At 69.6% G+C, this 23,989-nt stretch carries 24 protein-coding genes; 6 read left to right on the top strand and 18 right to left on the bottom strand.

All coding sequences use genetic code 11. The features are described from left to right. From AB3M34_RS05760 to AB3M34_RS05725, 8 genes are all read right to left on the bottom strand, one after another. Positions 1-759 (bottom strand): lytic transglycosylase domain-containing protein, encoded by a 759-nt coding sequence (locus AB3M34_RS05760; protein WP_370618130.1) that lies wholly within the window; start codon positions 757-759, stop codon positions 1-3. Between the two features lie 160 nt (positions 760-919). Further along, positions 920-2,146: an ABC transporter ATP-binding protein gene (locus AB3M34_RS05755; protein WP_370618129.1), complete on the bottom strand. Its 1,227-nt coding sequence runs from the start codon at positions 2,144-2,146 to the stop codon at positions 920-922. 5 nt (positions 2,147-2,151) lie between these two features. After that, a complete protein-coding gene (locus AB3M34_RS05750) occupies positions 2,152-2,988 on the bottom strand; it encodes a carbohydrate ABC transporter permease (RefSeq protein ID WP_370619954.1) in 837 nt (278 codons plus the stop codon). Between the two features lie 163 nt (positions 2,989-3,151). Continuing rightward, positions 3,152-4,093, bottom strand: a complete 942-nt coding sequence (locus tag AB3M34_RS05745; protein WP_370618128.1) for a carbohydrate ABC transporter permease — start codon at positions 4,091-4,093, stop codon at positions 3,152-3,154. Between the two features lie 31 nt (positions 4,094-4,124). Further along, on the bottom strand, positions 4,125-5,447 hold the full coding sequence (locus tag AB3M34_RS05740) for an extracellular solute-binding protein (protein WP_370618127.1): 1,323 nt from the start codon (positions 5,445-5,447) through the stop codon (positions 4,125-4,127). 158 nt (positions 5,448-5,605) lie between these two features. After that, positions 5,606-6,907 carry a PhoH family protein gene (locus AB3M34_RS05735; RefSeq protein ID WP_370618126.1) on the bottom strand — a complete coding sequence of 434 codons (1,302 nt, stop codon included), beginning with the start codon at positions 6,905-6,907 and terminating at the stop codon, positions 5,606-5,608. 258 nt (positions 6,908-7,165) lie between these two features. Beyond that, positions 7,166-7,669, bottom strand: coding sequence for a DUF3592 domain-containing protein (locus AB3M34_RS05730; protein WP_370618125.1), 504 nt, complete (start codon positions 7,667-7,669; stop codon positions 7,166-7,168). Next, the gene (locus AB3M34_RS05725; RefSeq protein WP_370618124.1) at positions 7,666-8,427 is read right to left on the bottom strand and encodes an isoprenyl transferase; all 762 of its coding nucleotides are present in this window, start codon (positions 8,425-8,427) and stop codon (positions 7,666-7,668) included. The genes AB3M34_RS05730 and AB3M34_RS05725 overlap by 4 nt, the downstream gene beginning before the upstream one ends. Before the next feature lie 63 nt (positions 8,428-8,490). Between AB3M34_RS05725 and trhA the strand changes: the two genes are divergently transcribed. Both trhA and AB3M34_RS05715 read left to right on the top strand, forming a co-directional pair. Then, a complete protein-coding gene (gene trhA, locus AB3M34_RS05720) occupies positions 8,491-9,183 on the top strand; it encodes a PAQR family membrane homeostasis protein TrhA (protein WP_370618123.1) in 693 nt (230 codons plus the stop codon). A gap of 23 nt (positions 9,184-9,206) precedes the next feature. Beyond that, on the top strand, positions 9,207-9,764 hold the full coding sequence (locus AB3M34_RS05715) for a Uma2 family endonuclease (protein WP_370618122.1): 558 nt from the start codon (positions 9,207-9,209) through the stop codon (positions 9,762-9,764). Between the two features lie 18 nt (positions 9,765-9,782). Here AB3M34_RS05715 and AB3M34_RS05710 read toward each other — a convergent pair whose 3' ends face one another. Together AB3M34_RS05710 and AB3M34_RS05705 are read right to left on the bottom strand one after the other, a co-directional pair. After that, a complete protein-coding gene (locus tag AB3M34_RS05710; protein ID WP_370618121.1) occupies positions 9,783-11,795 on the bottom strand; it encodes a thioredoxin domain-containing protein in 2,013 nt (670 codons plus the stop codon). A gap of 20 nt (positions 11,796-11,815) precedes the next feature. Next, a complete protein-coding gene (locus AB3M34_RS05705) occupies positions 11,816-13,300 on the bottom strand; it encodes an APC family permease (RefSeq protein ID WP_370618120.1) in 1,485 nt (494 codons plus the stop codon). Between the two features lie 109 nt (positions 13,301-13,409). Here AB3M34_RS05705 and AB3M34_RS05700 point away from each other — a divergent pair, with 109 nt between their 5' ends. After that, positions 13,410-14,228, top strand: a complete 819-nt coding sequence (locus AB3M34_RS05700; RefSeq protein WP_370619952.1) for a DUF1206 domain-containing protein — start codon at positions 13,410-13,412, stop codon at positions 14,226-14,228. 60 nt (positions 14,229-14,288) lie between these two features. On the opposite strand, the gene AB3M34_RS05695 is transcribed toward AB3M34_RS05700, so the two are convergent. Continuing rightward, positions 14,289-15,410, bottom strand: coding sequence for a ScyD/ScyE family protein (locus AB3M34_RS05695; RefSeq protein WP_370618119.1), 1,122 nt, complete (start codon positions 15,408-15,410; stop codon positions 14,289-14,291). A gap of 105 nt (positions 15,411-15,515) precedes the next feature. Further along, complete coding sequence (locus AB3M34_RS05690; RefSeq protein ID WP_370618118.1) at positions 15,516-15,905, bottom strand: MmcQ/YjbR family DNA-binding protein; 390 nt, start codon at positions 15,903-15,905, stop codon at positions 15,516-15,518. 67 nt (positions 15,906-15,972) lie between these two features. On the opposite strand from AB3M34_RS05690, the gene AB3M34_RS05685 reads away from it, so the two are divergent. Next, positions 15,973-16,617: a Pr6Pr family membrane protein gene (locus tag AB3M34_RS05685; protein ID WP_370618117.1), complete on the top strand. Its 645-nt coding sequence runs from the start codon at positions 15,973-15,975 to the stop codon at positions 16,615-16,617. Positions 16,618-16,623: 6 nt separating this feature from the next. Here the strand turns inward: AB3M34_RS05685 and AB3M34_RS05680 are convergent, their stop codons facing one another. Both AB3M34_RS05680 and mca read right to left on the bottom strand, forming a co-directional pair. Continuing rightward, the gene (locus AB3M34_RS05680) at positions 16,624-16,824 is read right to left on the bottom strand and encodes a hypothetical protein (RefSeq protein WP_370618116.1); all 201 of its coding nucleotides are present in this window, start codon (positions 16,822-16,824) and stop codon (positions 16,624-16,626) included. 84 nt (positions 16,825-16,908) lie between these two features. Further along, positions 16,909-17,781: a mycothiol conjugate amidase Mca gene (gene mca, locus AB3M34_RS05675; RefSeq protein ID WP_407070175.1), complete on the bottom strand. Its 873-nt coding sequence runs from the start codon at positions 17,779-17,781 to the stop codon at positions 16,909-16,911. 47 nt (positions 17,782-17,828) lie between these two features. On the opposite strand from mca, the gene AB3M34_RS05670 reads away from it, so the two are divergent. Beyond that, a complete protein-coding gene (locus tag AB3M34_RS05670; RefSeq protein WP_370618115.1) occupies positions 17,829-18,230 on the top strand; it encodes a DUF4307 domain-containing protein in 402 nt (133 codons plus the stop codon). Positions 18,231-18,323: 93 nt separating this feature from the next. Next, complete coding sequence (gene greA, locus AB3M34_RS05665) at positions 18,324-18,836, top strand: transcription elongation factor GreA (RefSeq protein WP_370618114.1); 513 nt, start codon at positions 18,324-18,326, stop codon at positions 18,834-18,836. A 48-nt stretch (positions 18,837-18,884) separates the two neighbouring features. Here the strand turns inward: greA and ilvA are convergent, their stop codons facing one another. The 4 genes from ilvA to AB3M34_RS05645 are packed head-to-tail and all read right to left on the bottom strand — an operon-like array spanning position 18,885 to position 23,889. Further along, complete coding sequence (gene ilvA / locus AB3M34_RS05660; RefSeq protein WP_370618113.1) at positions 18,885-20,102, bottom strand: threonine ammonia-lyase; 1,218 nt, start codon at positions 20,100-20,102, stop codon at positions 18,885-18,887. A gap of 9 nt (positions 20,103-20,111) precedes the next feature. Beyond that, on the bottom strand, positions 20,112-21,521 hold the full coding sequence (locus tag AB3M34_RS05655; RefSeq protein WP_370618112.1) for an AI-2E family transporter: 1,410 nt from the start codon (positions 21,519-21,521) through the stop codon (positions 20,112-20,114). Continuing rightward, a complete protein-coding gene (locus AB3M34_RS05650) occupies positions 21,518-22,675 on the bottom strand; it encodes a cystathionine gamma-synthase (protein ID WP_370618111.1) in 1,158 nt (385 codons plus the stop codon). Before AB3M34_RS05650 ends, AB3M34_RS05655 begins: the two co-directional genes overlap by 4 nt. A 59-nt stretch (positions 22,676-22,734) precedes the next feature. Next, the gene (locus tag AB3M34_RS05645) at positions 22,735-23,889 is read right to left on the bottom strand and encodes a glycerophosphodiester phosphodiesterase (RefSeq protein WP_370618110.1); all 1,155 of its coding nucleotides are present in this window, start codon (positions 23,887-23,889) and stop codon (positions 22,735-22,737) included. Between the last annotated feature and the right edge of the window lie 100 nt (positions 23,890-23,989).

Raw genomic sequence — 23,989 nt, 5'->3', positions numbered from 1 at the left:
TCAGTACCAGCCGTTGCCCTGCTTGAAGGACTGCGCCGCGCACGGGGTTCCGTACACGTCCTTGATGTAGCCCAGGCCCCACTTGATCTGCGTCGCCGGGTTGGTCTCCCAGTCGGCGCCGGCCGATGCCATCTTCGACCCGGGGAGCGCCTGCGGGATGCCGTACGCGCTCGAGGTCGGGTTGTCGGCGTTCCAGCGCCAGTTGCTCTCGCCGACCCACAGGTCGTTCAGGCAGCTGAACTCTCCGGCCCCGAAACCGAAGTCGGCGAGCATCGCCTTGGCGATGTCACGCGGGTCGCGGTCCTGCATGCGCGCCGTCTCGGTGATGACCTTGCGCGGCGCCTCGGCCTTGGCTGCCTGCTGCTTCTTGGCGGCAGCCACCGAACCGGACTTCGGCGCCGCGGTCCTTGCGGCGTCGGTCTTCGCGGTCTCGGTCTTCTCGGCGTCGCCTACCGCGGCGCGCTCACCCGAGCGCGAGACGTCGGTCGTCGTGCGCTCGGACGGCGCAGCAGTGGCCGCTGAGCGCTCGGTCACGTCGGCACCGACGACAGCAGCGGTCTGCGACTCGGGCGATGCCGCAGCGCCGACGACGGCGCCACCGACGATCGCGAGCGCCGCAGCGGTCGCGCCAGCGGCTGCGAGCCGACCACGCGGCGTACGGGCGCGCGTCAGGAGCCGCGTCGTGACGGGCGTGCGGGCGGCCTTGCGCTTGCCGTCCTGGGCAGCAGAACGACGCACAGGCATGAGGGGGGATGGCACTCGTGGTCCTCCGGGGGAAGGAATCGCGGGTAGAAGCCCCCAGCATGCGTCGAGACTGAATCGTTATCAAACGGACATACGGACTAAAGCGGACGCAACGCCGCTCTGACCTGCGCAGACGGACTTTCCTGAGAATCTGCCCTGAGAGTCCGACCAGTCCCTACTGCCGCTCGTGGTCGACCGGCCTCTCGCCGTCCGCGACCTTGTCGCCCATCGACTCCTTCTCCGTGGCGCCGAGCATGAGGTTGTCCCCGGTCTCGGGATCGAACAGGTGCAGCTTCGACACGTCCATCATCAGCTCGGCCTGCTCGCCGACTCCGAGCCTCGTGGTCGGTTCGAGGCTGACGACGATCTGCTGCTGCATCTTCTCGCCGTCGAGGTCCTTCGCCAGGTCGTCGAGCGTCTGACGCACCTGCTCCGGTGCCTCGAACGGGATGTAGGCGTACTGCTCGTTGCCGAGCCACTCCACGACGTCGACGTCCGCGTTGAAGCTCACCGCTCCTTCGGGCGGTTGCGGCGAGGCTGCGTCCACGAAGTGCTCCGGCCGGATCCCGGCGATCAAAAGCTCGTGGCCCTCGGCCGCCTTCGCCATCTCGGGCGGCATCGTGAACGTCACGAACGGGAGCTCCATCTGGTCACCGTTCGGCTTCGCCGGAAGCATGTTCATCGGAGGCGACCCGATGAAGCCCGCCACGAACAGGTTGACCGGCTTCTCGTAGAGCTCGCGCGGCGTCGCGACCTGCTGCAGCACGCCCTTCTTGAGCAGCGCGACGCGGTCGCCGAGGGTCATCGCCTCGGTCTGGTCGTGGGTCACGTAGACCGTGGTGACGCCGAGCTTGCGCTGCAGCCGTGCGATCTCCGTACGCATCTGGCCACGCAGCTTCGCGTCGAGGTTCGACAGCGGCTCGTCGAAGAGGAACGCCTGGGCGTCGCGCACGATCGCGCGGCCCATCGCGACCCGCTGCCGCTGGCCGCCGGAGAGGTTCGCCGGCTTGCGTTCGAGGAACTCCGTCAGCTCCAGCGTCTCGGCAGCGTCACGCACCTTCTTGTCGATCTCCTCCTCCTTGTTGCCCTTGTGGAGGCGCAGCGGGAAGGCGATGTTCTCGTAGACGCTGAGGTGCGGGTAGAGCGCGTAGTTCTGGAAGACCATTGCAAGATTGCGGTCGCGCGGCGGCTTGTCGTTGACGCGGTCGCCGCCGATGAGCATGTCGCCGGAGGTGATCTCCTCCAGACCGACGATCATCCGGAGCAGCGTGGACTTGCCGCACCCGGACGGCCCGACGAGGATCACGAACTCCCCGTCGTCGATCTCGAGGCTGACGTCGCGCACCGCCGGCGCGTTGTCGCCGTACTGCTTGACGATGTTCTTCATCTCGATGGTGGCCATGGTGATCAACCCTTCACTGCACCGGAGGTCAGCCCGGAGACGATCTTGCGCTGGAACAGGAGGACGATGATGAAGATCGGGATCGTCACGACGACCGAGGCCGCAGCGATCGCCGCGATCGGCTGGTCGAACTGCGACGCGCCGGTGAAGAACGCGAGCGACGCAGGGACCGGGATCGATCTCTCGGTGGAGCTCAGGGATATGCCGAAGACGAAGTCGTTCCAGGCGAAGAAGAACGTGATGATCGCCGCGGTGAAGACACCGGGAGCCGCGAGCGGCACGATCACCTTCCGGAACGCCTGCCAGGCCGTCGCCCCGTCGACCTCGGCGGCCTGCTCCATCTCCCACGGGATCTCGCGGAAGAACGCCGAGAGCACCCAGATCGACATCGGGAGCGTGAACGACAGGTACGGGATGATCAGGCCTATCCACGTGTCGTAGATGCCGATCGCACGCCACATGTCGAAGAGCGGACCGACGAGTGCGACCACCGGGAACATCGCGATCGCCAACGCGATCGACAGCACGAACTTCTTGCCTCGGAACCGCAGCCGCGCGACCGCGTACGCGGCGAAGGTGGCCAGGACGACCGAGATGACCGTCGAGATGATCGAGATGCCGAACGAGTTGAACAGCGCGTGCTGGAACAGGCTGAACTGGAAGACGGTGTCGTAGTTGGTGAAGCTCGGGTCGTGCGGGAGGAAGCCTCCCTGGTTCACGTCCGCGTTGCCGCCCTTGAGCGACAGCGACACCAGATAGACGACCGGGGTCAGCGTGTAGAGCACGATCAGCTCGGCGCCGACGATGGAGCCCCACGAGATGTGGGGAGCCTTCTCGCCCATGACCAGGCCGACGGCGCCGGTCAGCACGAACACGGTGCCGGTGATCAACCACAGCCAGAGGTCCGGCCGGTCGATGAGCCAGAGCCCCGCTCCGGCGAAGATCAGCCCGATGACGATCGCGACGAGCGACCACAGCACACGGGACTTGCGTCGCGGCGACATGTCAGTCTCCCCTCACCTGGCTCAGGTCCACCCGGAACAGCTTCATCAACCCGAACGCGATGATGAGGACCGAGAGGAACAACAGCACGGACATGGCCGATCCGAGCCCGAGCTCGACGCGCTGGATCATCGCGTTGTAGACGAGACCCGACGGCGGTGCGGTGCCGTTGGCGAAGCCGGTCATGATGAACGGGCTGTCGAAGATCCGGTACGCGTCGAGCGCGCGGAAGAGCACGGCGACCATGATCGCGGCACGCATCGACGGCAGGATCACCTTCGTCAGCCGCTGGCGCCACGTCGCGCCGTCGACGGTCGCCGCCTCGATGGCGTCGTTCGGGACCTGCGAGAGCCCGGCGAGCAGCAGCAGCGACACGAACGGCGTCGTCTTCCAGATCTCCGCCAGGCAGATGACGAAGATCGAGCCCCAGAAGTCGTCGAACAGGTTGGTGCCGGGGTCGAGGTGCAGCCACTGGTTGACGAACCCCGTGGTGGGCTGGAACGCGTACAGCCAGGCGTAGGCCGAGACGACGGTGATGATGCCGTACGGCACGAGGATCGAGGCTCGGACCAGGCCGCGGGCGACGAGGATGTTGTTCATCACCATCGCGAACCCGAAGCCGATCACCAGCTCGACCGCCACGGTGACCACCATGATGAACACGGCCACCCCCACCGCGCGCCACCACAGCGAGTCCGACAGGACCACCCCGTAGTTGGAGATGCCCACGAGCTCGCGGTTGTCCGGGTCCGTGAGGCGGTAGCTGAAGAGCGACAGGTACAGCGCTCGCAGCATCGGCCACGCGGTCACGAGCAGCATCACCGCGACCGCAGGGCCGGCGAGCTTCCAGCCCAGCCGGTTCTCCGCGCTCTCCGGCGTGCGTGTCTTCGTACGCCGCCCGCCTGGCGCGGCCTTCGTCGGCTCGAGCGTCGTCGTGCTCGCCATCGTCATCGCCTCCCGCTCACAGCAGCGCCTCTCACAGCAGAGCCTTGCCTTGAAGAACGTCCTCGATGTACTGCTGCGACTCCGCCGGAGTGGTGTCGGGGTCGACCGACGACGGCGGGTGCCAGCTCGAGTAGAGCGCCGTGCTGATGTCGCTCCAGTACGGTGTGAGCGGCCGCGGCGCAGCAGCGTCGATGCTCTCGCGCCACAGGGCTGCCATCGGGAACGCCTTCTTCATCTCGGGGTCGTCGTAGACCGCCGAGCGCGCCGGCTGGTTGCCCGACGCCTGCGCGTAGGTCTTCTGGCTCTCGGCCGACGTCAGGCACGCGGCGGCCTCGTACGCCGCATCGGTGTGCTTGCCGTAGCTCGAGACGCCGATGTTGATGCCGCCGTACGGAGGCCGGCTCTCGTCGCCCTCGGTGGTCGCCGGGTAACGGACCCAGCCGAGGTCGTCCTTGAACGGGGCGACGTTCGGGTCGGAGTAGACGTACGTCCAGTTGACGAGGAAGCCACCGTCCGCGGCCGAGAACGACGCCACCGTGCCGCCCTCGTCGGCGTTCGACAGTGCCGGAGGCGCGGCCGGGGAGTTGCCCAGCTTGGAGACGACCTCGGCAGCCGCCTTGCCCTCAGGGGTGTCCACGGTGATCTCCGCGTCCTTGCCCGCCTCGGGGTCTTCCAGGATCTGGCCGCCGGCACCGGAGATCAGCGCGTTGATCCACACCGAGTAGCCCTCGTACCGCTTCGCCTGCACGCTCACCGTGGTGTTCGTCTGCTCGGCGGCGTCGATGATCTGGTCCCACGTCACAGGCTTCGTCATGTCGAGTCCGGCCTTCTCGGCGACCGACTTCTTGAACCAGAGGATCTGGGTGTTCGACCACAGCGGCACGGCGATCAGGTTGTCGTCGTACGTGGCCGCCTCGATCGCGCCGTCGAGCATGCCCTCCGACAGCTGGGCCTGCTCCTCCTCCGGGATCGGCTCGAGGAAACCGGCGTTGGCGAACTCGGCCGTGAACGCTGGGTCGAGGCTCATCAGGTCGATCGAGTCGTCCTCGGCCGCGAGGCGGCGGACGAGCTGCTCGCGCTGCTGGGAGGCGTCGTTCGGCAGCAGCCGAACCTTGATGTCGTAGGCGCCGTTCGACTCCTCGGAGCACTTCAGTGCGAGGTACGCCTGACCGCCGGGCGCCTGGTTGCCGTCGGCGTCGGTGACGTACGCCTCGAGGTTCGAGACGTCCGGATTGATGTACCAGTTGAGCGTCGGCGTGCTGCCGCTCGACTCCCCACCGCACGCAGCCAGCCCGGCCGCCGCACCGGCGATCGCGGCGACAGCCGCCACTCGCCGTCGAGCCCTGATCCCCATCGACCGCTCCCGTCCGTTGCTGCACCTCACGGGCGCCTACGTACGTGACTCCCATCACTGAACCACAACGGTGGGATCCCTGCAGACCGAGGAAAGGCCCGGACGTCGTTGGACGTCCGGGCCTTCCGAGACCTCTCGCTGGTCGAGCCTGCCGACGCCTACAGCGCGGTGTCCTCGAGCATCTCGGTCACCAGCGCTGCGACCGGCGAGCGCTCGGAGCGGGTGAGCGTGACGTGGGCGAACAAGGGGTGTCCCTTGAGCTTCTCGACGACGGCCACCACACCGTCGTACCGGCCGACTCGCAGGTTGTCGCGCTGCGCGACGTCGTGCGTGAGGACGACCCGCGAGTTGGCGCCGATCCGGGAGAGCACCGTCAGCAGGACGTTGCGCTCGAGCGACTGCGCCTCGTCGACGATCACGAACGCATCGTGCAGCGAGCGTCCGCGGATGTGGGTCAGCGGGAGCACCTCGAGCATGCCGCGGTCGATCACCTCGTCGAGGACGTCGCCGGAGGTGACCGCACCGAGCGTGTCGAAGACCGCCTGCCCCCAGGGCCCCATCTTCTCGGCCTCGGAGCCGGGCAGGTAGCCGAGCTCCTGGCCGCCCACGGCGTACAACGGCCGGAACACGACGACCTTCTTGTGGAGCCTGCGCTCCATCACGGCCTCGAGCCCGGCGCACAGCGCGAGAGCCGACTTGCCGGTGCCGGCGCGGCCACCCATCGACACGATGCCGATCTCGGGATCGAGGAGCAGGTCGAGCGCGACCCGCTGCTCGGCGGAGCGCCCGTGGAGACCGAACGCCTCGCGGTCGCCGCGGACGAGCTTGACCCGCTTGTCCGCCGTGACGCGTCCGAGGGCGCTTCCCCGCTCCGACAACAGGACCAGGCCCGTGTGGCAGGGCAGGTCGCGCGCCTCCGGCAGGTCAGCGACGCCGCTCTCGTAGAGGGCGTCGACGTCCTCGCCGACGACCTCCAGCTCCACCATGCCGGTCCATCCCGCCTCGAGGGCGAGCTCGGCGCGGTACTCCTCCGACGGGAGCCCCATCGCCGACGCCTTGACCCGCATCGGCAGGTCCTTGGAGACGAGGGTGACGGCGTTGCCCTCGTCGGCGAGGTTTTTCGCGACCGACAGGATGCGGGTGTCGTTGTCCCCCAGCCGGAACCCCGACGGCAGCGCACTGGAGTCGGTGTGGTTGAGCTCGACACGGACGGTGCCGCCCTCGTCGTTGACCGGGAGCGGGCTGTCGAGCGTGCCGTGGCGGACGCGGAGCTCGTCGAGGAGACGGAGCGCCGAGCGGGCGAAGTAGCCGAGCTCGGGATGAGCCCGCTTGTCCTCGAGCTCGGTGATCACGACGACCGGGATGACGACCTCGTGCTCGGCGAACCGGGTCAACGCCCGCGGGTCGGCGAGAAGCACGCTGGTGTCGATCACGTACGTGGTGGTGATGTCAGCAGCCACGGCAATCTCCTCGTACGAGCCCGCGCGCATCCCCGCGCCGGCTCACTCTCTCGCGAATGGAGCCGGGTTCAGGGCAGCAGGCCCGGGGGCGGGCCGACCTCCCCACGTGCGCACCGGACCAGCGCTTGCGCCGAGCGATCGGTGGTGCACGGAGGGCCTCCCGGTGCCGACGAGAGGTGGCCCCGCCGACGAGCACGACGCTACGCCGCGCGCGGGCGCGATCCATTGCGACACGCCACCGTCCGGATGAACGTCTGGTTACGTGCTCGGAGTCCCGCGCAGAAGGCGTACGAACCCACGAACCACGCTCCAGAGCACCACCGACCCGCAGAGCACGGCCAGCGCGAGCCCGCCCCACTGATACCAAGGCGCGGTCGCACGGGCACTGTCGAGGCGCTCGCCGGTCTCGTCGGTGTTCACGAAGGCCGCATAGCCCTCGGGGTCGTAGATGACAGGAACCGTCGAACCCAGCTCCGGGAGATCGTCGGGGTCGCGAGCGCACCCGTGGGTCAGCGTGCCCTTGCCTCCGCCGTCGGGGTAGGTGTAGACGGCGCACTGGACGATGACCATCCTGCGGCGAGCCGCCTGCCGGCGCTCCGTCGTCCCGGTCATCGTGCCGGTCGTCGTGACGCCCTCACCGGCACGAAGGCGATCGAACGCGTCGGCCTCCGCGTTTGCCGACGCGATCGAATAGCTGCTCACGCTGAGCCAGAAGATGAGCCCGCCGAGTATGCCGAGCAGGACGACGACCCCGTACCTCACTGACCGAACCGGCGCTCACGCTCCGCGTACGAGCGGATGGCCCGCAGGAAGTCGACCCGCCGGAACGCGGGCCACAACGCCTCGCAGAAGTAGAACTCGCTGTGGACGCTCTGCCACAGCAGGAATCCCGACAGGCGTTGCTCGCCGGAGGTGCGGATCACGAGGTCGGGATCGGGCTGACCCTTGGTGTAGAGGTGCTCGGCGATGTGCTCGACGTCGAGGACCTCCGCGACCTCGTCGATCGTGCGCCCCTGCTCGGACTGCTCACGCAGCAGGGAGCGTACGGCGTCGGTGAGCTCCTGGCGGCCGCCGTAGCCGACGCAGAGGTTGACCTCCATGCCGTCGACGCCGCTGGTCGACGCGGCGGTGGCTTCGAGGGAGCCCGCGAGGTCCGCGGGGAGCAGGTCGAGGTTGCCGATGAGTCGGACGTGCCACCGCTGCGCCGCAGTGAGCTTGTCGACGAGACTGCCGATCACCCCGAGGAGCGCACGGATCTCCGGCTCGGGCCGCTGGAGGTTGTCGGTCGAGAGCAGCCAGAGCGTGACGACCTTGACGTCGAGGTCGTCGCACCAACCGAGGAACTCGATGATCTTGTCGGCGCCGGCCTGGTATCCGCTGGCGACGTCGCCTCCCGCGCCCTTCGCCCAACGCCGGTTGCCGTCGACGATCACGCCGACGTGTCCCGGGACCTGATCCGGCCGGAGCCTGCCGAGCAGCTGACGCTCGTACGCCGAGTAGAGCAGATCTCGTACCGACACCGATCGGCCTCTCGTGAGGAGTCTTACCTACGATTGCGTAGGTTCGTTGGCTAAGGTCTCTGTGTGAGCAACCAGCAGGCTGTCCCCTACCCCGTCGGCGATCGTATCCACGATGCCGTCGTCGAGATCAAGCCTAGACTGCGCGGTTGGCTGCACGCCGCCACCTGGCCTCTCGCTCTGGCTGCCTTCGTCGTCCTCCTCGTGCTCGCTCCCGGCGCCAAGCCGAAGGCCGGGGTCGCCGTCTACATGGTGAGCGCTCTGCTCCTGTTCGGGGTGAGCGCGTTCTACCACGTCGGCCGGTGGGGTCCGCGCACGCAGGTGCTGCTCAAGCGCTTCGACCACGCCAACATCTTCCTGCTGATCGCCGGCTCCTACACCCCCTTCGCTCTGATCCTGCTGTCGCCCCGCGACGCCGCGATCCTGCTGACGCTGGTGTGGGTCGGCGCGATCGGCGGGGTGGCCTTCCGGGTGCTCTGGGTCGAGGCGCCCCGCTGGCTCTACACCCCGATCTACGTGCTGCTCGGGTGGGCCGCGCTGCTGTGGCTCGACGAGTTCGCTGCTGCCTCGTCGACCGCGGTCCTCGTCCTCATCATCGTCGGGGGTGGGCTCTACTCACTCGGAGCCGTCGTCTACGGACTGCGGTTCCCGGATCCGTTCCCCCGGTGGTTCGGCTTCCACGAGGTGTTCCACACGTTGACGATCGCGGCGTTCGTCGTGCACTACGTGGGCATCTCGATCGCCGCGTACTCAGCCTGACGGGGTGGGCCTAGGGTGGGCAGATGACGCCGCACCCCATCGGACTTCCCCCGGGACGGCCGCTGACGCGTGCCGACCTTGATGCCATTCCCGACGACGGCCACCGTTACGAGATCATCGACGGCTCGTTGATCGTGACACCCGCGCCGTCGACCGAGCACCAGGAGGCCGTCCTGGAGCTGACCGTGCTGCTCCGCGCGGTCTGCCCTCCCGAGATGAAGGTCTTCGTGTCCCCGCTCGACGTCGTGCTCGCCGAGGACTGCGTGGTCCGACCGGACGTCGTCGTCGCACGCCGTGCGGAGGTCGACGGCCGGATTCTGTCCGCCCCGCCGGTCCTCGCGGTGGAGGTGATCTCGCCCAGCACCCGCACGATCGACCTCCTGCTGAAGAAGGCGCGCTACGAGTACGCCGGCGCCGCGTCGTACTGGGTGGTCGACCCGGACCCGTACGAGCGTTCGCTGAAGTGCTGGGACCTCGAGGGAGACGAGTACGTAGAGGTCGCTCGCGTCGTCGGAGCCGAGGCGGCGCAGCTCGAGCACCCCTTCCCGGTGACGCTGTCGCCGGACGACCTCCTCGGCTGATCTGCCGTCAGGCGGCCGCTAGCCGGTCAGCGCCGTCGGGTCGGTCACCGGGCGCTCGCAGGCGAACCCGCGGCACACGTACGCCGCCGCCCTTCCGTCGACGAGGTCCTTGTAGGCGAACAGTGGGAGGGGCGTCCCGACGGGGGCCGCGACGACGACGGCACCCGGTGACGCGAGGCCGAGCGCGGCTCGGTGCAGGGCTGCGGCGTCCTCGCCGTCACCGACCACGGCGATCTCGAGGGGGCCGGCGAGCATCGCCTCGGCGACCGACAGCGTCCACCCGGCGAAGCGCGGCGCGCCCGTCGCGAGCGCGGAGGCGGAACGGACGGCATCCTCGGCTGCAGTGCGGAACCGGTCCTCCCCCGTGACTGCCGCCGCAGCCAGGAGCGCAGTCGCGACCGACGACGTGCCCGACGGGGTCGCGTTGTCGCTGAGGTCGCGCGGGCGTACGACCAGCCGCTGCGCGTCGTCGGCGGTGTCGTAGAAGCCGCCCGCTCCCGTCTCCGCCCCGACGGCGCTGTCCACACCAACCGCGAAGTGCTCGAGCACCGCGTCGAGCAGAGTCGTCGCCCGCTCGAGCCACACTGCGTCACCCGTCACTCCGAGCACGGCCACGTACGCCTCGGCGACGCACCCGTAGTCCTCCAGCACACCGGCGTTCGTCGAGGCCACGCCGTCCCGAGACGTCCGCAAGAGGCGTCCGTCCGCGTCGGTGTGCACGGTCGCGAGCAGTGTCGCGGCGACGACGGCGGCATCCGTGTACTCCGGCTCGTCCAGCAGGACTCCGGCCTCGGCGAGGGCAGTGACCGCGAGCGCGTTCCATGCGGCGACGACCTTCTCGTCGCGCGCCGGGGCCGTACGCTCCGCGCGGCGCGCCGTCGCCAGCCGCTCGCGCACCGACGCCCAGCGGGCGGGATCGTCGGCGTCCTCGCGCAGCTGGAGCGTGGAGGCGCCGTGCTCGAAGGTGCCGGACTCGGTCACCGACAGCGTGCCCGCCGCCCACGCCCCGTCGTCGTCGCCGAGGGCATCGACGAGCTGCTGCGGGGTCCACACGTAGTACGTGCCCTCAGCGCCGTCGGTGTCGGCGTCGAGGGCGGAGGCGAACCCGCCCTCGGGGGTCGCAAGGTCGGTCACGAGGAAGTCGGCCGTCTCGCGCACGACCCGCAGAGCCAGCTCGGACCCGGTCTGTCGCCACAGGTGCACGTAGACCCGCAGCAGCAGCGCGTTGTCGTACAGCATCTTCTCGAAGTGCGGCACCACCCAGTCGGCGTCGACGCTGTAGCGCGCGAAGCCCCCGCCGAGCTGGTCGTACATGCCGCCCCGCGCCATCGCCTCGCAGGTGTGCTCGACCATCGCGAGCGCGTCGCCCGACCCGGTGCGCGCGGCGGCGCGCAGCAGGAACTCCAGGCACATCGACGGCGGGAACTTCGGCGCACCGCCGAACCCGCCTCGTACGGCGTCGTACTGCGCGGCCAGCCCGCGCACCGCCTGGTCGAGCGCCTCCGCGTCCAGCGCCGGCCCATCGCCGGCCTCGAGAGCACCCAGGTGCGAGACGACCTCGGCGCTGATCCGGTCGACGTCGCTGCGCCGGTTCTCCCACACGTCGACGACCGCCTCGAGCACCTGACGGAACGCGGGCATCCCGTGCCGCGGCTCCGGCGGGAAGTAGGTGCCGGCGAAGAACGGGTCCCCGCCCGGTGTCAGCATCACCGTCATCGGCCAGCCGCCCTGACCGGTCATCGCGGTCGTCGCCCGCATGTAGACCGCGTCGACGTCCGGCCGCTCCTCCCGGTCCACCTTGACCGGGACGAAGTGCGCGTTGACGTAGTCGGCGGTCGCCTCGTCCTCGAACGACTCGTGCGCCATCACGTGGCACCAGTGGCATGCGGCGTAGCCGACGCTGAGCAGCACCGGGACGTCGCGCTCGGCCGCGAGCGCAAGTGCTTCGTCGCCCCACTCGTGCCAGTCGACGGGGTTCTCGGCGTGCTGGAGGAGGTACGGGCTGGTGGCTCGGCTGAGTCGGTTGGCCATACCTCCACCGTAGGCGCCTGTCAGGGCTTGGCGGCAGCCCGTCGTGCGAGCCGGGCATGGCGGTAGCCGTACCCGAAGTAGACCGCGAAGCCGATCAGCAGCCACACCAGGAAGCGCAGCCACGTCTCGACCGCGAGACTCGCCATCAGCCCGACGCAGCAGGCGACCGCGAGGATCGGGACGAGCGGGACGAGCGGCGTACGGAACGGGCGCGGCATGTCGGGGCGGGTCCGGCGCAGGACCACCACGGCGACCGCCACCACGACGAACGCGAACAGCGTGCCGATGCTCACCATCTCGGCCAGGACCGTGATCGGCACCAGTCCGGCGAGGAGGGCGACGAAGCCGACGGTCGCCGCCGTCATCAGGACCGGAGTGCCCCAGCGGCCGTGGACCCGTCCGAACACCGGTGGGAGCAGCCCGTCGCGGGCGAGCGCAAAGCCGATGCGTCCCATCGCCACGATGTCGACGAGGATCACCGACGTGAGGCCCGCAACCGCCGCGATGCCGATGAGGAGGCCCGCCCACTCGAGTCCGACCTGGTCGAACACGTCCGCGACGGCATCGCTCTCGCTGAGGTCGCGGTAGTCCACCATCCCGGTGACGACCAGGCAGACACCGACGTACAGGACGGTGCAGATTCCGATGGTGCCGAGCAGCCCCAGCGGCATGTCACGGGCGGGCTCGCGGGTCTCCTCGCCGAGGTTCGCCACCGCCTCGAACCCCGAGTAGGCGAAGAAGACGACGGCTGCCGCGACGAGCACGCCGGCGATGCCGAACTGTGTCGGCTCGACGCCGGACAGGAACTGCCACAGCGGGGCACGGAGTCCGTCGGCCGAGGAGTCACCGGTGCTCGGCTCGGCCGGCGGGACGAACGGCACAAGGTTCGCGGGATCGATGTGGAACGCGCCGACCGCGATCACGAACACGCAGATCGACACCTTGATCACGACCAGGCCGTTCGTGAGCCACTTGGACTCCCGGATCCCGCGGATGGCGACCCACCCGAGCACGAGGACGATCGCGATGGCGCCCACGTTCACGACCGACCCCTCCTCGGCGAACCAGCGGTCCGGCAGGTTGAAGACGCCTGCGAGGTAGCCGGACCAGCCACGGGCCACGACGGCGGCGCCGAGGGCGAACTCGAGGACGAGGTCCCACGCGATCACCCAGGCGAACACCTCGCCGATCGTCGTGTAGGCGTAGGTGTACGAGCTCCCCGCCGTGGGGACCGCTGCCGCGAGCTCGGCGTAGCAGAGGGCCGCGAGCAGGCTCACCACGCCGGCGATCAGGAACGACACCATCACGGCAGGGCCGGCGTTCTCCTTCGCCTGAAGGCCGGTGAGCGTGAAGATGCCGGTGCCGATCACGATCCCGATGCCGAACCCGACGAGGTCGCGCGCGCGAAGATCCTGGTGCAGCCGACCTTCGGAATCGATGTCGGCCGGCGGGGCGTCGTTCTGGTGGACGACGTCCTCGACCGCCTTCCGCCGTGTGAGGTCCATCGCTCGACGGTAGGGTCTGCACCCCGTTCTGTCAGGGGAGGCGTCAGGACCTTGGATCCCGGGTCCTGACAGGATCCCGCAGAGGTGGCAGGCTGCGTCCGTGCCAGACATGACGAGCAGCAGCAAGCAGGCGGGCCGCGAGGTCCGCAACAGCAAGGCCCTGGAGAAGGGTGCGCAGGTGGGCCTGGTCGCCTACGGGATCGTGCACCTCCTGATCGCCTGGATCGCGATCCAGGTCGCGTGGTTCGGGAGCGGAGAGGACGCCAGCCAGGGCGGCGCGCTGAAGTCGATGTCCGACAACCCCGTGGGTGTCGCCATCTTGTGGATCACGGCGGTCGGGTTCGTCGCGCTCGTCCTCTGGCAGATCTCCGACGCGATCTGGGGCTTCGCCGAGGAGGACGGCGCCAAGAAGGCGTTCAAGAAGGCCAAGGCCGCCGGCCGAGCCGTGCTGTACGCGGTGCTCGGTGTGGTCGCCTTCCAGTCGGCCACCGGAGGAGGTGGAGGCGGCGGCAACAGCGAGGAGACGCTGACCGCGAAGGTCATGAGTGCTCCCGCCGGGCGCTGGCTGGTGGCGCTCATCGGCGTCGCGATCGTCGCCGGAGGCATCTACCAGATCTACCGGGGCATCTCCCGCAAGTTCGAGAACGACCTGAAGTCGTCGGCCACCAGCGGGACCAGCGGGACGGCGATCGTACGCCTCGGCCAGGTCGGCTATGTGGCGAAGGGCATCGCCCTCGCCATCATCGGTGTGCTGTTCGTCCTCGCAGCGATCGACTACGACCCAGACAAGGCCGGCGGGCTGGACGACGCGCTGAAGACGTTGCGCGACCAGCCCTTCGGTCCGTATCTCCTCACGCTCGTGGCGGTCGGCCTCGCGGCGTTCGGCGCGTACTGCTTCGGCTGGGCGCGCTACGTGAAGCGCCGCTGAGGGTTGGTCGCTCGGCCGCCTTCAGGGACTCGCGCCCCGCGGCCGAGCGACCGTCAGACCTCAGGGATTGATGCGCAGCACCCGGCCGGACTTCCGGCCCGGCTGCATGGGCCGCTTGGTCTCGTTGGGGTAGCGCGTCACGAAGAGGCTGCGCTTGGCCGCGACCATCGTGCCGGTGTTGTTGATCCGGAGCACCGGCGCGGACGGCTTCCCGCTGGCGTCGATCGGCATGACGCCCTCGGCGCAGTACGTCGTCGGCCGGCCGCAGGCGGTCCCGTCCTGGAGGAGCCACACCTGGCCGTTCGCCGTCGCCGTCGCCGCCGTCGCCCGGGGCAGGCCCTCCCACGTCCGCAGGACACGCCCGTTGGGGTGAAGCTTGACGACGCGGCTCGTCATGGACTGGATGCTTCGGACGACCACGTAGACGTACCCGTCCGCTCCGATCGACATCGCGGAAGCACGCGCGGCGTTGTAGGACGGCGTCCCCGGGGCCTGAGGCGGCTTGTGCCAGAGGGTCAGACGTCCTTTGCGGTAGCGCAGGACCACGCCGGCGTCCGCGTCGAGGACGAGGACCTGCCCTCGCAGTGCGATCACGTCGGTCGCCTCGGACCCCCAGCGGCCGAGCCAGTTGTGGCGGCGGGCGAGGGCCACGGGGTTCGCGACGACGCGGATCTTGCCGCTCCGGGACTTCTTGATCAGCTTTCCTCGCAGCTTCTTCGCAATGCTGGGTCGAGTGCCCACCATCGAGGAGACCGTCGCGTAGATCGAGCCGTTGGGTGCCTTGTCGATCCCGTTGAGCCCGCTCGAGTAGGAGTCGGACGCCTCGCGCACCGACGGCATGCGCTTCAGCACGCTCTTCTTGTCCCGTCCGGTCACCTTCATCGAGAACGCTCGCCCGGAGAGCCCGAAGCACAGCATGTCGAGCGCGGCGCCCGGTCGACATGCTCTCGAGCGCCACTTCCCGTGCCCGGCCTCGGCGACCAGGAGCCGGCCGCCCGGGGTGACGCTCAGCTGGCGCACGTTGTCGAGCCCGCTCGCGATGCGTTCGACCGAGGCGGCTCGGGCGGACGACCCCGGTTCTTCCGTGGCGCTCGCTCCGGGGGCGGCGCCGGTGGTGCCCACCATCATCGCCGAAGCGGCGACGACGCCCGTCACGATCATGGTCCGGTGGTACGACGACATAGGTCCTCCTCGTGGCCTGCGGCCGAGGGTTCGCCTCTCGGTCGATCCAGACCTACCACGAGCGCTGGTCCAAGCCGTAGGGTATTTGACTGGCATCGAAACGACTCAGCGCGGTGGCGTGCTCGAATCCGACGGCCTCTCGACCTGCTCGACGAGCCGGGCAGGCGCTTGGAGACAGTAGGCGTCGACGAGGAGCTCGGCGAGCTCGTCCCAGTCCGTGGCGTCGTCGAGCAGCATCCCGACGACGTTGTCTCCCCACTCGGCGCGGAAGTAGGGCGGGCCGAGCTGCTCGAACGCCATCAGCTCTCCCGGCTCGGCGCGGAAGGTGATGCGGAACAGCCCGTCTTCGCCGCCGAAGACGTGCGCGACGGTCGTTGTGCCGACGCGCCACCGCACACCCACCCAGGCGTCCTCCTCGTCGCAGGACGGAAGCCCTGAGAACGTCGCGCGGAGGCGGTCGAGGATCTCGACGGGGACCTCAGGTCTCTCAGCCACGGCACCAGCCTCGCGCACCGCACCGACAGTCCCGCAGGAGGCTTCCGGGTCAGGCTAGATTGAGCGCGTGCACGACGCAGAGACCCGTACCCGAGTGACGCGCACCCGGGTCTGGTTCGGCGTGATGGCTGCACTCGGCCTGTGGGCGACCGTCGGTCAGGCGATGCGGGTGGCCGACGAGGGCCGCAGCCTCGTCAACTTCTTCTCGTACTTCACGATCGAGTCCAACATCCTCGTGCTGCTCACCGCGACCGTCATCGCGCTGCGCGGTGGCATCGACGGTTGGTGGCAGCCGGTCTACCTCGCCGGCCTGGTCGGCATCGTCATCACCGGCGTCGTCTACCACCTGCTTCTCGCCGGGCAGCAGGTGCTGGTGGGCATCGACGTCTGGTACAACCTCGTCCACCACACGCTCGTCCCCGTCGGCTCCGTGATCGGGTTCTTCCTGCTCCGGCCCCGCCTCGAGCGACGCGCGTGGTGGTTCCTGGTGTGGCCGGTCGCCTGGGTCGCCTACACGCTCCTCCGGGCGGGCGTCTCGACGCCGCAGTTCGTGGGTCCGGAGGGCGAGCCGCCGATCCCCGTGCCGTACGACTTCCTGGACGCGGCAGACCGCGGCTGGGGTCAGGTGACGGTGATGCTCGCGGTCATCGCCGTTGGTGCGATCGGCATCGCCGCCGCGGCGATCGCCGCCAGCCGACGCATCGCACGCTGAGCGCACTCACTCCTCGTCGCGCGGCGGGACGACCCGGCGCGGGCGCTCGGTGGCCTTCTCGTCGAAGTCCACCTTCTTCATCTGGTGGGACATGCTGCGCATGAGGAAGAAGAGGCCGACGCACAGCCCCAGGATGATCAGGAGCGCCACCCAGCCGGCAGGCTTGAAGTTGGTCTGCGCGGCGGCGGCGAGCACGGCTGTGGACATGACTCCAGCGTACGCCCGCGCCTGCCGCCCTCAGCGACCGCAGCCCAGCACCCTGCCGATCAGCGGAGCCCCGCACTCTGCCGATCAGCGGAGCCCCGCAAAGAGGTCGTCCTCCGGCACGGTCGTCTCGACGAAGGACTGGACCAGCTCGTAGTCCTCGGTCGGCCAGGCCTCGGCGCGCACCTGCTGCGGGATCGCGAACCAGTGCCCGTCCGGGTCGATCTGCGTGGCGTGGGCCCGCAGCGCGTCGTCCGCCACGCTGAAGTAGTCCGCGCACGGCACCCGCGTCGTCAGACGCTTCTCGTCCTCGGGGTCGAACTTCCACTCCTTGAGCCGCTCGCGGTAGGGCGGCTCGAGCCCGTGCTGCTCCATGGCGGCATCGATGGCCTCGAAGCGCGCCCGCGACCAGCTGCGGTGGTAGTAGAGCTTCTGCGGCTGCCACGGCTCGCCGAGCTCCGGGTACGCGTCGGCGTCCCCGGCCCTCTCGAACGCGTAGACGCTGATCTTGTGGCACATGATGTGGTCCGGGTGCGGGTAGCCGCCGTTCTCGTCGTACGTCGTCACGACGTGCGGCCGGAACGACCGCATCAGCGCGATCAGCGGCTTGGCGGCGTCCTCGACGGGGACCAGTCCGAAGCAGCCCTCGGGGAGCGGGGGCTGCGGATCGCCCTCGGGCCAGCCCGAGTCGACGAAGCCGAGCCAGTCCTGCTTGATCCCGAGGATCTCGCGGGCCCGGTCCATCTCCTCGCGGCGGATCTCGCCGATCAGCTCGGGGTTCTCGAGGATCCCGGGGTGCTCGAAGCTGGGGTTCAGGATCGAACCCCGCTCGCCACCCGTACACGTCGCCACGTGCACGTCGACACCCTCGGCGACGTACTTCGCCGTGGATGCCGCCCCTTTGCTCGACTCGTCGTCGGGATGGGCGTGCACGTGCATCAGGCGCAGCTTCTCCGCCACAGCAGTCCTCCGGTCGATCGCGTGACTCACTCAGTCACAATGGTGTCATGCCCAGCACGGAGCCCGACCTGTCCACCACCCGGTACGGCGGCCGCAAGCCGCTGTCACGGCGCACGTGGGCGATCATCTCCGTCGTCGGAGTGACCCTGGGCGTCGTTGCTGCGTGGTTCGTCTCGGACGCGTACAACAGCAACCGGTTCCACGCCGACGTGATGGCCTACGAGGTCACGTCGGACCATGCGATCTCGGTGACGATCCGGGTCGACCACTCGTCCGGCGATCCCGCCCAGTGCGACGTGGCAGCACAGGCGGCCGACCACACGTACGTGGGCGAGACGACCTTCGACGTCCCCCGTACGGACGGGGACGAGTCGATCGTCACCGACGTGGTCGCGACCGAGCGCCGCGCGGTGACCGCGGTCGTCCAGGAGTGCCGACTCCTCGACTGAGTCCTTGGCGCTGGGCCCGAGGCTTGCTAGGCTCGATGTTTTCCAGCCCCAGGCGTGATGTCTGGGGTTTGTTACATCCGAGGAGCTATCCCCATGACGACGCCCAACGCTGAGAAGAACACGATCTGGCTGACCCAGGAGGCGTACGACCGTCTCCAGGCCGAGCTGGACCATCTTCGCGGGCCGGCACGCACGGAGATCGCCACCAAGATCGCGGAGGCCCGCGACGAGGGCGACCTGAAGGAGAACGGCGGCTACCACGCCGCCCGCGAGGAGCAGGGGAAGTCCGAGGCCCGGATCCGCCAGCTCGAGGACATGATGCGTCGCGCCGAGGTGGGCGAGCAGCGTGCCGACGACGGTCTGGTCGAGTCCGGCATGGTCGTGACGATCAAGTTCTCCGGCGACGACGACACCGAGACCTTCCTTCTCGGGTCCCGCGAGATGCTCAGCCTGGACGCCTCCGTCGACACCGACGTCTACTCGCCCCAGTCGCCGCTCGGCGCCGCGATCCTCGGCAAGCGGGCCGGCGACACCGCCACGTACGAGGCCCCGAACGGCCGCGAGGTGACGGTGGAGATCGTCGACGCCAAGCCGTACGTCGCCTGACCCGTCCACGCCTGACTCACCCGCCGTCCTCGAGGGGCGGCGGGTGATTCACGTGTAGGTGATGACGTACCCGTGCTCGCGCAGCGCCTGCTCGACCGCGAAGCGGTGCTCCGGCCCTCTGGTCTCCACGCTGAGCGTGACCTCGACCTCGTCGATCGCGAGGGTGGACGCGGTGCGTTCGTGGACGACGTCGAGGACGCTCACCGCCATCTCCGCCAGCACGCGCAGCAGGACGTCGAGCGAGCCCGGCCGGTCGGAGATCCGAACCCTGAACGACAGGAACCTGCCGGCCGCGGCCAGCCCGTGGCGTACGACGTTCATGAGCAGCAGCGGGTCGATGTTGCCCCCGCTGAGGACGCACACGACCGGGGCGTCTCCGCCGTCGGCGAAGACCTCCGGGTGCTGCATGATCGCGGCGACGCCCGCAGCTCCAGCGGGCTCGACGACCATCTTGGAGCGCTCGAGGAGGAGCAGCAGCGCCTGGCTGAGCGACTCCTCGGTCACGGTCACGACGCGGTCGACCCAGCGCGAGATCTCGGCGAAGGGGACGTCGCCCGGGCGTGAGATCGCGATGCCGTCGGCCATGGTGCGCTGGGCCTCCACGGCGGTCGGGCGCCCCGCCTCGAGCGAGACCGGGTACGGCGCGACGCGCTCGGCCTGGACGCCGATCACGCGGACGTCCGGTCGCAGCGCCCTCACGGCGAGCGCGACGCCGGCGACCAGGCCGCCTCCACCGACCGGGATCACGATCGTGGAGGCATCGGGCACCTGCTCGAGCAGCTCCAGCCCCAGCGTGCCCTGGCCGGCGACGATGTCGGGATGGTCGAACGGGTGGATCAGCACGGCGCCCGTGCGCTTCGAGAAGTCGTGCGCTGCCTCGAGGGCCGTCTCGACCGAGGTTCCTGCGAGCTCGATCGTCGCACCGTAGTCACGCGTGGCCGCCAGCTTCGGCAGCGGCGCGCCCTCCGGCATGAACACCGTGGCGCTGGTGCCGAGCAGCGAAGCGGCGAGCGCCACACCCTGGGCGTGGTTTCCCGCACTCGCGGCCACCACGCCTCGGGCCTTCTCCTCGGCCGTCAGTCGGGCGATCCGGACATACGCACCGCGGATCTTGAACGACCCGGCGCGCTGCAGGTTCTCGCACTTGAGCAGCACCGGACGGCCGAGCCTCTCGGCCAGCGGGCGGGAGGACTCCACGGGAGTCCGGACGGCCACGCCTGCGAGAAGGGACTCAGCGGCACGGACGTCGTCGAGCGTCACGGTCATGGGATCAGCCTAGGTCGCCGCAGGGGGTGGTTCTCCGGCCGCCGCAGCCTGGACTGCGTCCGCTCGCGCCGACAGGTGGCGTACGACGGCGTTGATGCAGGCTGCGAGCGGCACCGCGATGAGCGCGCCGACGATGCCGGCGACGGTCAGACCGGCTCCGATCGCGAGGATGATCGCGAGCGGGTGCAGCTGTACGAGGTGCCCCATCAGGAACGGCTGCAGGATGTGCGCCTCGATCTGCTGGACCGCGATCACGCCGGCCAGCATGAAGAGAGCGTCCCAAGGACCTTCTGCGACGAGGGCGACGAGCACCGCGACGAGACCGGACACGAACGCACCGACGATCGGGATGAAGGCACCCAGGAAGACGAGGGTGGCGATGGCCAGCACCAGCGGCACACCCAGGAGCCAGGCGACGAGGGCGATGCCGATGGCGTCGACGAGGGCGACGAGCACGGTGGCTCGGACGAACGACGTGAGCGATGCCCAGGCGATGCGCCCCGACGTGTCGGCGTGCTCGCGAGCGTTGCGCGGGAACAGCCGCACCACCCAGTCCCAGATGCGACCGCCCTGGTAGAGGAAGAAGTACGTCGCGAACAGGACGATGAAGAAGCCGGCGAAGAAGTGCGTGACCGTGGTGCCGACCTCGGTGACCCGGTCGACCACGCCCGGGCCGCTGCCTCCCCACTCCTCGACGGAGTCCGTCACACGGTCGATCCAGCTGTTGAGCTGGGCGTCGCTGAGCCCCAGCGGGCCGGTGCGCGCCCAGTCCTGGATCTCGTGCAGACCGTCGACCACCTTGGTCCAGAGGTCGTCGAACTGGGTCGAGACCTGCTGGCCGACCAGGGTGAGCATGCCGACGACCGCGCCGATGCCGAGCACCATCACGACGAGGGTCGCGAGGCCGCGGTGGATGGAGAGGCTCTCGACCCTGTTGACGGCCGGACGGACGAGCGCCGTGACGAGGATGGCCACGGCGATCGGGACGGTGATCTCGGAGAAGTAGCCGAGCAGCCACATGACGCCGTACGCCGCGCCGGCGATGACGATGACGCGCCATCCCCAGGCTGCCGCGAGGCGTACGCCGAACGGGACGCTCGGTCCGGCGCCGTCGTGCGGCACCGGCTGCACGGCTACGGCGGGGGCGGCGTACGGGCTGGAGGCCGGGACCGGGTCACCCAGGACGCCGCGACGCTCCTCGAGCATGGCGAGGTCCCGGCGCGCCGTCGACCGCATCCGCTCGACGAGCTCGTCGAGCCGCTCTCGGCGCGACCTGGCAGCCGCCACCTCCTCGATGGTCGGTTCGCCGGCCGCTTGCTCGCCCGGGGTCGGCACATCGCCGGCTCGGTCGCCGGGGGTCGGCACGTCAGTGGACGCATCGCCCGCGGGCGTCGCGCCCTCGTCGCCGCTGCCGGTCACCGCGCCAGCCGCTCGAACGCCTGGGCGAGGTCGGCGACGAGATCGGCGCCCGTCTCGATCCCCACGCTGACGCGCACGAGATCTGCCGGGACCTCCAGCGGCGACCCGGCAGCCGAGGCATGGGTCATGCGTCCGGGGTGCTCGATGAGCGACTCGACCCCACCCAGCGACTCGGCGAGGAGGAAGAGCTCCGTGTGCTCGACGACGTCGAGCGCCGCCCGCTCCCCCGCTGCCATCCGGAACGACACCATCCCGCCGAAGCGCTTCATCTGGCGGGCGGCGACGGCGTGACCCGGGTGCTCCGCGAGGCCGGGATAGATCACCTGCGACACCTCGGGTCGGTCCTGGAGGAACGCCACCACCTGCTCGGCGTTGTCGCTGTGGCGCTCCATCCGCAGGGCCAGCGTCTTGAGCCCCCGGAGCACGAGCCACGAGTCGAACGGGCCGGCGACGGCACCCATGGAGTTCTGGTGGAACGCGATCTGCTCGGCCACGCCCTCGTCGCGGACGACCAGCGCACCGCCGACGACGTCGGAGTGGCCACCGGCGTACTTGGTCGTCGAGTGGACGACGACGTCGGCGCCGTGCGCGATGGGCTGCTGGAGGTAGGGCGACGCGAAGGTGTTGTCGACGACGAGCAGGGCGTCGGCAGCGTGCGCCACCTCGGCGAGCGCGGCGATGTCGGCGATGCCGAGCAGCGGGTTCGTCGGCGTCTCCACCCACACGATGCGGGTGGTGCCGGGGACGATCGCGGACCTGACCGCGTCCACGTCGGTGATCGGCACCGGGTCGTACGCGAGACCCCAGCGCGACTCGACCTTGTCGAACAGCCGGTACGTGCCGCCGTACGCGTCATTCGGGATGATCACGTGGTCGCCCGGTCTGGTCAGGGCGCGCAGGAGGGTGTCCTCGGCGGCGAGCCCGCTCGCGAAGGCGAATCCGCGGGCGCCGAGCTCGAGCGATGCGATGCACTCCTCGAGCGCGGTGCGCGTCGGGTTCGCGCTGCGTGAGTACTCGTAGCCCTCACGCAGGCCGCCGACCCCGTCCTGCTTGTAGGTGCTGGTCGCATAGATGGCCGGCACGACCGCCCCCGTGCGGGGGTCGGGCTCCTGGCCCGCATGGATGGCACGCGTCTCAAAACCGAAGTCGCTCACCTGTGCGAGCGTAGTCTCTGCGGCGATCGCATGCGGGACAGGAGCCAGGGAGGGCGTCGTCAGCGGTTCGCTGACGCCAGGCGGCTCGACCGCGCACGGACGGCGAGGTCGGGGAAGTCCGAGAACACACCGTCGACGCCGAGCGCGTAGAAGGTGCGCAGCTCACCGTCGAGGTCGCCGTGGGCGTTCGGATCGGTGCCCTCTCGGAACTCGACGGGGAGGAACTGGTTCTCGGCCCGGAACGTCCACGCGTAGACGTCGAGACCTGCCCGATGTGCATCACGGACGACGTTCGTCGGCGTGCCGAGCGCCCCGGACGGGGTGCGCGGGATCAGGACGTTCTTCTCGGCGCTGAGGACGTCGGCGTACTTCGCCATCGCCTTCAGCCCCGCAGGGGTGACCATGTCGGCGTACGTCGTCGGATTGCCGGCGACCACGTGGTCGTACGGCGCGCCGCTCGGGCTCACGTTCTGGGCGATCGGCACCCGGACCCGCTTCGACAGCGCCTTCAGGTTGGCGGACTCGAACGACTGGATCGTCACCGGCGACCAGCGGTGGTTCAGCCCACGGCGGTTCAGAGTGCGGACCAGCGGATCTTCGAGGTTCTTGCCGATCGACTGGAAGTAGGTCGGGTGCTTCGTCTCCGGCGCGACCCCGATCAGGCGCCCGCGGCGGATGCTCTCCTTGCGGGCGAGGTCGAGCACCTCGTCGAGCGTGGGAACCGTGTAGCGCCCGTCGTACGCCGTGTTGCCGGGGCGGACCAGCGGCAGACGCTCCTCGGCGCGGAGGGTCTTGAGCTCGGCGAGGGTGAAGTCCTCGGTGAACCATCCCGTGACGGGGCGGCCATCGATGGTCTTGGTCGTCTTGCGGGCGGCGAACTCGGGGTGGTCAGCCACGTCGGTGGTGCCCCCGATCTCGTTCTCGTGGCGCGCGACGAGGACCTTGTCCTTGGTGATGACGACGTCGGGCTCGATGACGTCCGCGCCCTGACGGATCGCGAGCTCGTACGCGGCGAGGGTGTGCTCGGGTCGGTACCCCGACGCGCCGCGGTGGGCGATGACGATGGTGGCGCGCACGTGGTCGCGGCCTCGAGAGTCGAAGGCGTCGCGGTCGTGGGTGGTGGCGGCCGAGGCGGAGGACGCGGCGGTGACGATCATCGGCGCAGCCAGTGCGGCAACGACGCCGGCGAGGACGGTGGTGGGAATCGATCTCATGCCTCGATGCCACCGGCGCAGGGTTGCGTGAGCGCGGCTCCCCGAGGTGGGTCGCGTGAACGATGGGCGAACGCCGGTGGATCTGGGGTACGAGGCGGCG

Source organism: Mumia sp. Pv4-285, from assembly GCF_041320275.1.
Lineage (GTDB): Bacteria > Actinomycetota > Actinomycetes > Propionibacteriales > Nocardioidaceae > Mumia > Mumia qirimensis.
Note: the sequence above shows the minus strand (reverse complement) of the source record. Positions and strands in the feature narration are given on the sequence as shown.

Coding starts and splice junctions, on each gene's coding strand:
- AB3M34_RS05710 (WP_370618121.1), bottom strand. CDS start 11,795: ATGGCCAACCGACTCAGCCGAGCCACCAGCCCGTACCTCCTCCAGCAC.
- greA (WP_370618114.1), top strand. CDS start 18,324: ATGACGACGCCCAACGCTGAGAAGAACACGATCTGGCTGACCCAGGAG.
- ilvA (WP_370618113.1), bottom strand. CDS start 20,102: ATGACCGTGACGCTCGACGACGTCCGTGCCGCTGAGTCCCTTCTCGCA.
- AB3M34_RS05745 (WP_370618128.1), bottom strand. CDS start 4,093: ATGGCGAGCACGACGACGCTCGAGCCGACGAAGGCCGCGCCAGGCGGG.
- AB3M34_RS05740 (WP_370618127.1), bottom strand. CDS start 5,447: ATGGGGATCAGGGCTCGACGGCGAGTGGCGGCTGTCGCCGCGATCGCC.
- AB3M34_RS05695 (WP_370618119.1), bottom strand. CDS start 15,410: ATGTCGTCGTACCACCGGACCATGATCGTGACGGGCGTCGTCGCCGCT.
- AB3M34_RS05645 (WP_370618110.1), bottom strand. CDS start 23,889: ATGAGATCGATTCCCACCACCGTCCTCGCCGGCGTCGTTGCCGCACTG.
- AB3M34_RS05670 (WP_370618115.1), top strand. CDS start 17,829: ATGCCCAGCACGGAGCCCGACCTGTCCACCACCCGGTACGGCGGCCGC.
- AB3M34_RS05750 (WP_370619954.1), bottom strand. CDS start 2,988: ATGGGCGAGAAGGCTCCCCACATCTCGTGGGGCTCCATCGTCGGCGCC.
- AB3M34_RS05715 (WP_370618122.1), top strand. CDS start 9,207: ATGACGCCGCACCCCATCGGACTTCCCCCGGGACGGCCGCTGACGCGT.
- AB3M34_RS05700 (WP_370619952.1), top strand. CDS start 13,410: ATGACGAGCAGCAGCAAGCAGGCGGGCCGCGAGGTCCGCAACAGCAAG.
- AB3M34_RS05755 (WP_370618129.1), bottom strand. CDS start 2,146: ATGGCCACCATCGAGATGAAGAACATCGTCAAGCAGTACGGCGACAAC.
- AB3M34_RS05705 (WP_370618120.1), bottom strand. CDS start 13,300: ATGGACCTCACACGGCGGAAGGCGGTCGAGGACGTCGTCCACCAGAAC.
- AB3M34_RS05680 (WP_370618116.1), bottom strand. CDS start 16,824: ATGTCCACAGCCGTGCTCGCCGCCGCCGCGCAGACCAACTTCAAGCCT.